This window comes from Belnapia moabensis DSM 16746, assembly GCF_000745835.1.
Taxonomy (GTDB): Bacteria; Pseudomonadota; Alphaproteobacteria; order Acetobacterales; family Acetobacteraceae; genus Belnapia; species Belnapia moabensis.
This window is the reverse complement of record NZ_JQKB01000039.1, coordinates 41,163-48,915: the sequence shown is the minus strand read 5'-3', so window position 1 is coordinate 48,915 and position 7,753 is coordinate 41,163. Positions and strand designations below refer to the sequence as shown.

Annotated in this window: 6 protein-coding genes; 4 read left to right on the top strand and 2 right to left on the bottom strand. The window is 71.4% G+C overall.

The window, feature by feature from the left end; all coding sequences use genetic code 11:
* From EP26_RS20195 to EP26_RS20180, 4 genes are all read left to right on the top strand, one after another.
* Window positions 1-275, top strand: a 275-nt coding sequence (locus tag EP26_RS20195) for a transposase (RefSeq protein WP_043341292.1), incomplete at its 5' end; no start/stop codon positions are given.
* 218 nt (window positions 276-493) lie between these two features.
* Window positions 494-3,109: a glycosyltransferase gene (locus EP26_RS20190; RefSeq protein WP_169747434.1), complete on the top strand. Its 2,616-nt coding sequence runs from the start codon at window positions 494-496 to the stop codon at window positions 3,107-3,109.
* A complete protein-coding gene (locus tag EP26_RS20185; RefSeq protein WP_157033639.1) occupies window positions 3,106-5,151 on the top strand; it encodes a DUF6212 domain-containing protein in 2,046 nt (681 codons plus the stop codon). The genes EP26_RS20190 and EP26_RS20185 overlap by 4 nt, the downstream gene beginning before the upstream one ends.
* A gap of 67 nt (window positions 5,152-5,218) precedes the next feature.
* The gene (locus tag EP26_RS20180; RefSeq protein WP_043341287.1) at window positions 5,219-6,520 is read left to right on the top strand and encodes an NAD(P)/FAD-dependent oxidoreductase; all 1,302 of its coding nucleotides are present in this window, start codon (window positions 5,219-5,221) and stop codon (window positions 6,518-6,520) included.
* Here the strand turns inward: EP26_RS20180 and EP26_RS20175 are convergent, their stop codons facing one another.
* Both EP26_RS20175 and EP26_RS35020 read right to left on the bottom strand, forming a co-directional pair.
* Window positions 6,521-7,510: an alpha/beta fold hydrolase gene (locus EP26_RS20175; RefSeq protein WP_043341286.1), complete on the bottom strand. Its 990-nt coding sequence runs from the start codon at window positions 7,508-7,510 to the stop codon at window positions 6,521-6,523.
* Window positions 7,507-7,707, bottom strand: coding sequence for a hypothetical protein (locus EP26_RS35020; RefSeq protein ID WP_043341283.1), 201 nt, complete (start codon window positions 7,705-7,707; stop codon window positions 7,507-7,509). The genes EP26_RS20175 and EP26_RS35020 overlap by 4 nt, the downstream gene beginning before the upstream one ends.
* Window positions 7,708-7,753 lie beyond the last annotated feature (46 nt).

Below are 7,753 nucleotides of genomic sequence, written 5' to 3'. Positions count from 1 at the left end.
AGCTCTACGCCGATGGCGGGTACCAGGGCGCCAACTTCCAGGCCGGGCTGCGCGCGACCTGCCGCCACATCAACCTGGAGATCGTCAAGCGATCCGAGTTACGCAAGTTCGTCGTGCTGCCGAAGCGCTGGATCGTCGAGCGCACCATCGCCTGGCTCAACCGCTGCCGACGATTGGCCAAGGATTGGGAGTGCCTGAACCGTCGCGCGCTTGCCTTCCTGCAATGGGCCTCCGTCCGACGTATGCTTCGAAGGCTATGTCAGAGAACAGAATGATCCCGGATGGACTCTAAGCTTGACGACTCACGCGTCCGTGATATTAAGCAAAGCGACGAATTTAGCCCTCCGGGTCGATGCGGCTGAAGCGTGTGCAACGAATTACGGCACACAGCAGATGCTCAGCCGCTACTTCATGCTCCTGCGTAGTCTTCCCGCAAGGCATGGACGATACGGTTCAAGCTGAAACGACTTAACGCGGACGCTGACCGATGCAGATGATGCGGACCGTCCAGAAACCCGTCGAGGCGAACTGGACCGCCGCCGTCGAGGTCGCCGTCGTCATCCCCGCCTATCGCCAGCCGGGCCTGCTGCCGGAAGCCATCCTTTCCGTCCTCGACCAACAGGGCGGGCCGCCCGCCGCCGTGATCGTCGTCGATGACGGCTGCCCATTCCCTGAAACCTCGGAGACCGCCCTCGCCTTCGCCAGGCTGCATCCCGGCCGCGTCTTCCTGCTGCGCCGGGCTAATGGCGGGCTGTCCGCTGCGCGCAATGCCGGCATCGACTTCGTCCTCGGCGCCCTGCCCGGCTGCCGGGCGCTGCACTTCCTCGATGCCGACAACCGCCTGCACCCGCATTACTTGGCCCGTGCGCTGGCGGCACTGGCCTCGGCGCCGGCGGAGGTTGGTTGGGTCTACCCGGATATCGACGAATTCGGCGGGCATGAGCACTGGACGACAGGCGGCGCCTTCTCGCTGCTGCAATTGCTGACCTGCAACTACTGCGAAGCCGGCAGCGTCATCCGTCGCGAGATGGTCGAAGGTGGCCTCCGCTTCGACGAGACGATGCGGGACGGCTTCGAGGACTGGGATTTCTGGCTCTCCGCATCCGCCCGCGGCTGGCGCGGCCAGCATCTGCCGCATGCCGGCTTCCGCTACCGGCGCCGTCCGGAGAGCATGCTGTCCTCCTCCGAGCGGCTGCGACCGCTGCTGCTCGGCCAGATGCAGCGCAAGCATGCGGCGCTGTTCGCACCGAAGCGGCTGCTGGCGGCGGAGGCGCAGGAAGCTCCGCGCTTCGCCCTGCACATGCCGGATGAGGGCCAAGTCCGCTTGGTGGTCGATCCGGCGGCCGAGGGCATCGGCCTGACCCCCAACCAGGCCCGCGAGGGGATGCTGGCGGCGATGGAGCAGCCGAGCGCCTGCCACCATCCGGACATCCTCTGCTTCACCGAGGCACCGGTACTCGACCTGCTGGCGCGGACCGGCGTGCTCCACATGGTCTTCTGGTGGGCCGAGCGGATGCTGCGCGACGCGCATGTCGTCGCGCTCGAGATCGTCCCGACCGAGCAGCCGATGCTGGCCCTGGAGCGCCCGGGCCCGACCTGCGGGCAGGTGGCGACGGCGCCGCTGGTCTTCGTCCGCAGCCAGGTGATGTGGGCGGCGGCCGGCGATCCTTCTCCGGTCTGGATCGAAAGCCTGCTGGGGCCGGCGCCGCAGCCCATCACCGCGCTGCTGCGGCTGCGGCTGCCGGTGCCCGGCTCGCTCGCCAGCCCCTTGCCGCTACGGCTGCTGCTGCTGGAGGTGGCGGCGCTCGCCCGCCTGCGTCGCCGGCGGAGCACCCTGCCCACCGGCTGGAAGCGGGAGTATCGCCCGCCGCGCAGCCGCATCGCCCAGGATGCCGAGGCCACCATCGGCATCGGCCGCATCCTGCCGCGCCTGCCGCGGCCGGGGATGCGGGACATCGGCTTCCTGCTGCCGCTCTTCGCCTTTGCGGGGCTGGAGAAGGTGATCCTCAACCAGGCCGCCGTGCTGCGACGGCGGGGCTGGCGGACGCATCTGGTCGTGCTCGGCCAGGGGCGGATCGACCATGGCGTGGAATTCGCCGGAGCCTTCGATTCCGTCATGCTGCTCGAAGGCCTGGGCGAGACGGCGGTCGCCTGGGAGGGCGGCTATTTCGGCGCCGGCGTCTCGCATTTCGGCGGCTCCCAGGCGTCGCGGGACGTGCTCGGCGTGCTGGCGGGGCTCGACGTGGTGGTCAATGTCCACTCGCTCGCGGGCCAGGCGCTGATGGCGCCGCTGCGCCGGCTCGGCATCCGCGTCTTCGGCGGGCTGCACCTGATCGAGCACGGGCCGCATGGCGAGCCGCGCGGCACGCCGCATGTCCAGGCTGCCTATGAGCATGCCTATGACGGGATCATGGTGATCTCCCGCCAGCTGCGCGACTGGTGCATCGGCGCCGGCATCCCGGCCCGGAAGATTCATCTGGTGGAGAATGCGCCGGGCTATGCGACGCGGCGATCGCGCGTTGCCGGCGTGCTCGCCGCCCGGCAGCGGCAGCGGCGGCGACCGCTCCAGGTGCTCTTCCTCGGCCGGATGGACTGGCAGAAGGGGCTGGACCGGCTGGCCGCCATCATCGGCCGCAGCGCGCCGCTCGGCCTGCGCTGGCGGGTGGTGGGGCGGGCGGTGCTGGCCGATGCCGCACAGCCGGAGCTCGGCGTGCCGATCGAGCCGCCGGCCTTCGAGCCGGCGGCGCTGGATGATCTCTATGCTTGGGCCGATGTGCTCGTCCTGCCCTCGCGCTTCGAGGGCGTGCCGCTGGTGGTGCTGGAGGCTCAGCGCATGGGCTGCGCCGTCATCGCCACCGATGTCGGCGCCGTGCCGGAGGCGATCCGGCATGGGGAGGATGGCTTCCTCATCCCGCATCGCCAGACGGATGAGGCGGTCATCACCGGCTTCATCGAGACCCTGGCGCTGCTCTCCACCGACCGGGCGCTGCTGGCCGGCGTCGCCAGCGCCGCCGCGGCGCGGTTGGCCAAGGCCACCTGGCCGGCGCGGATGCAGGAATTCCTCGACCATCTCGACCGGCTGGTGCCGGTGCAAGGGCTGCCCGGATGACAGTGCTGATCGCGCCGGCCGAACTCACGGAACTCTATGACGGCAGCCCCCTGCTGCTGGCGCTGGAGGGGGTGGAGCTCGCCCCTTTCGCTTTGCCCGGCCTCTCCGCCTGGCAGGTGACAATGCGAGGCGGCGACCTTCGCCTGCAGCGCCCGGGCGCGGCGGCGGAGGCTGCGACGCAGCCGGTCCCGGTGCCGCCGGCCCAGGTGCTTGCCCTGCTGACGCCCAATGCGGCGGCGGCCGCGCCGCTGCTCGCCTGGTGGTCCGCCACCGGGCCGGATCTGCCGCCGGTTATCGAGGCGGCGGAGGCCACGACGGCGATGCCCGAACTCGTCCGCCTTGCCCTCGGCGCGCTGGGCCGGCAGGTCACGGCGACCGCCGTGCTGCATCGCGCCCTCGTCGCTGCCCGGCAGGAGGCCGAGGAAAGCCGCGAGGCCATGGTCTCGCTGATCCAGCATGGCAGCCGCCAGGGCGCGCCGGCACCGCTCAGCCAGGTGCTGGCGCTGGACCCCGCACCGGCCGGTGAGGCGGCATCGGCCGAGGAGGGACGCTTGGCAGCCGTCCAGGTGCTCGGCCTGCGGTTGGAGGGGATCGCGAGCCTCGCCCTGCACGTGCAGGAGGCCCATGTCGGCCCGGCCGGCTTGCTCCGCCTGCGGCTCTACGGGGCGGAGAGCGGACGCGTTCATGGCGCCTGGCTGGTCCCGGGCGAGGCGCTGCAGCCGGGCTGGCTGGTGCTCGACCTGCCAAGCCCTGTCGGTCCGGTGCGGGAGACTGCCTGCCTCGACATCGCGGTGGAAGTGGAGGCAGGCGACAACCTCGCCCTCTCCCTCGATGCCGGTGTGACGGCGCCGGAGCAGGCGCTGGCGGTGAAGGGCGGGCGGGCGCCGGAGCGCGGCCTTGCGCTGCGGCTCTGGACGGCGCCCTTCGGCCGGCGCTTCACCGTGCCGCCGCATTGGGATGCCGAGGCGATCGGGCTCGACCTCGGCTGGCCCGGCGTGCCGATGCGGCTGCCGGCGCAGGTCTGGGAGGCGGCGCGCTTTCCGGTCGGGCAGGTGGAATGGGTGGCGCTCGGCAGCGAGGCGCCGCGTCTGCTGGCGAGCTTCGGCCCGGGCAAGCGGCTGGCCATCGTCCTGCCGACGGTGCCACTGAACGGGCTCGATCTGTTGCAGGCGGAGGTCGCGGTCGCCCGCGGCGATGCCGGGCTGCTCGAGGCCGCGCTCTGGCTGCAGCCGGAAGGCGCGCCGCTGGCGCTCGAGAGCGACTTGGTGCTGGATGCGCCCGAGACGCGCTGGAGCGGCTGGCGGAAGGCGCCGCTGGAAGGCGGGCCGCTGCTGTTGCCCATCGCCCTGCCGCTCGACGGCCAGCGCAATGCGGCGGTGGTGCTGGTGCTGCGCCATGCCGGCAAGCCGCCGGGCCAGCCGCTGCGGGTGGAGTGGTCCGAGTTGCTTGGCTTCCGCACCCTCGGTGCCGCGCCGCGGCCGGAGCCGGCCAATCCCTTGCCGGCCCCACCACCGGTGGAGCCGGTGCAGGCCGCGCCCGTCCCACTCCGCCGTGCCGCCACCACCGCCCAGGCTACCCCGCTGATGACGATGGCCGGGCCGCATGCCGCGCTCGTCCGCCTGCAGGAGTATTTCGCCACACCGGATGGCGGCTATCGCCACCTCGATATCTGGCTGGAGGAGGCCAGCGACGGGCCCTGGAGCTGGCCCGTGCTGCGCTTCAAGCTGGCGCAACGGGGCGATGGGCCGGTACTGGAATTCCGCAACCGCGACGGCTGGCCGAGCCTCTTCTCCACCTGGCCGGGGACGGATGCGGATGGTTGGGGCCCGTATCTGCTGGTGCGGGAGTCGGATCTCGCCGGCGAGATGCTCGACCGCCTGCCGCAGGAGCGCGACCGCCGCATGCTGACCGTCCTGGTGCAGTTGCTGCCCGAGGTGGTCGCCCGCGCCGTACGGGAATCGCCCGAGGCGGCAGCCCAGGACAGGCTGTGGCTCGATCTCGCCCACCGGCTGGCCGGAGCGTTGAAGGTGCCGGCCGGGTAGCGTGCCGGCCAGGCGTTATCATCGGGCGGCTTGACGCTGGCCGCCCGGCTTTGGAAATCTCGTCCGCATGCAAAACACCTTCGAACCCGATGTCCTCGTGATCGGCGGCGGCCCCGCCGGCTCCACCGCCGCCGCGCTGCTCGCCCAGCAAGGCCGCGAGGTCACGCTGGTCGAAAAGGAAAGCCACCCCCGCTTCCATATCGGCGAGAGCCTGCTGCCGCGGAACCTCGACATCCTTGAGCGCCTCGGCGTGCTGGAGCAGGTGCGCGGCATCGGCGTCCACAAGCCGGGCGCCGAATTCGTCTCCGACCGCACGGGGCGGAGCTGCGCCTTCCCCTTCGCCCAGGCGCTCGACCGCAACCGGACCCATGCCTGGCAGGTGCGGCGCTCGGAATTCGACCGGCTGCTCTTCGCCAATGCGGCGCGGCTGGGTGCTGCGACGATGGAGCGCACACGCGTCACCGACATCCAGTTCGCCGCCCCCGGCGAGCGGGCAACGGTGACGGCCGAAGGGCCGGAGGGTGAGGCGCTCACCTTCCGCCCGCGCTACCTGCTGGACGCCTCGGGCCGCGACACCTTCCTCGCCGGCCGGCTGAAGGTGAAGACCAGCAACAAGTACAACAACACCGCCGCCTGCTACGCACACTTCCGCAATGTCGAGCGGCGCGAGGGCGAGCTGGACGGCTATATCAGCATCCACCTCGCCGAGGATGGCTGGTTCTGGCTGATCCCGCTGCCGGGCGACGTGATGAGCGTCGGCTTCGTCGGCAACCAGTCGGCCTGGAAGGGGCGGCAGGGCAGCGCGCAGGATCTTTTCCTCCAGCGTATCGCCTCCAGCCCGACGGTCGCGGCGCGGATGCGCAATGCCGAGATCGCTTCCGAGATTTACGCCACGGCCAACTACAGCTACCGGGCGCGGCAGGGAAATGGCCAGGGTTACCTGATGATCGGTGACGCCTATGGCTTCGTCGACCCGATGTTCTCGACCGGCGTGCTGATGGCGATGACCGCCGGCGAGCTCGGCGCGAAGACCGCCCATTGCTGGCTCGACGACCCGGTGCGCGGCCAGCGCCTGGCGGACCGCACCAACCGCGAGCTCGCACGGGCGATGGACCGCATCTCCTGGCTGATCTACCGGGTGAACGACCCGGTGCTGCGTTCGCTCTTCATGGCACCGAAGAACACGCTCTGGATGCGCGACGGCATCATCAACATGCTCGCCGGCAACCTGCGCGGCTCCTGGCGGGCAGCGGTGCCGATCCTGAGCTTCAAGGCCGTCTACCATATGTTCTCGGCCCTGCACCGCGTCGGGCTCGGGCCGAGGATGCCGGAAGAGGGCCCGCCGCCCGCCCTCGCCCCGGCGGAGTAGTCAGCCCGCTTTCGTCAGCCAGGCTCGCCCGGCCGTCTCCGCTCCCGAGGGCAACGGCTCGGCCGGCGCCTCCATCCAGGCGGCGATGTCGCGGGCGACCACGGCGCGTTCCTTGTCGCGTAGCAGCAAGTGATGCCCCTTCGGATAGAAGCCGAGACGGACCGGCGCCGCCGGGCCGAAGGCGGCGAGCAGCCGCCGCACCGGGCCTTCGGACACGATGCGGTCCTCGCCGCCATAGAGCAGCAGCGTCGGCGTGCGGAGGCGCGGCGCCGCCTCCAGCGCGCGGTCCATCAGCTCGACGAGACCATAGACGAGATCGACCCGGAAGGTGCGGAGCGTCAGCGGATCGCGCCCCCAGCGCCGCATCGCCTCCTCGTTGTCGGTTGGCGTGAAGCCGGGGGCGGAGCCGCTGAAGCCGACCGCAGGGATCGCATGCGCCGCGACCTCGAGCGTCTGCCGCGCGAAGGCACCCATGGAGGCCCGGCCGCGCACCCCGGGCGCCAACAGGATCAGCCCGGCGACCGGTGGCGGATCGGCGACGGTCATCGTCACCAGCGCGACGGCTGCGCCCATGCTCTCGCCGGTGAGAAAGACGGGCACGTCCGGGTAGCGCGCCGCCAGCAGCCGGGCGATGGCGGCGGCATCGGCGATCAGCGTCGCCGTCCCCGGCCAGTAGCCGCGATGCGGCGCCGCGCCGAAGCCGCGCTGGTCATAGGCGAAGACGCCGATGTCCATCTCGGTGAAGAGCGGCGCCGGGATGTCGAAGAAGTTGAAGGAATAGTCGCCGAAGCCATGCAGGGCGAGGAGGATCGCCCGTGGCCGCCCTGGCGGCAGCCAGGAGGCATAGGGCAGCCGCGCCCCATCGGCGGTGACGAAGGTCTTCTCGGCGATGGCGGGGTCGCGCTCGGCCAGGCCGGCCGGCATCACCACCGGCGTGCAGCCCGCGGCCCCGAGCAGGCCGAGCAGGCAGAGTCGGCGGGAGAGGCTCACTCCGTGCGCCGCTGCATCCAGGTGCCGGCGCGCTCCAGCGCATTGCCGGTGGAATTCGCCGCACGGCCCAGGGCTCGGCCGGTCTGGGTGCCGGCGCGGTCGATCGACTCGCCGGCCCGCGTCGCCGGCTGGCGGCTCTGGCAGGCGGCCATGCCGATCAGGCAAAGCGCGAGCAGCGTGCGGAGGAGGGCGGACATCGGTTCGGCGGCTCCGTTCGGCAACGATCATGGGATATGGCGCGCC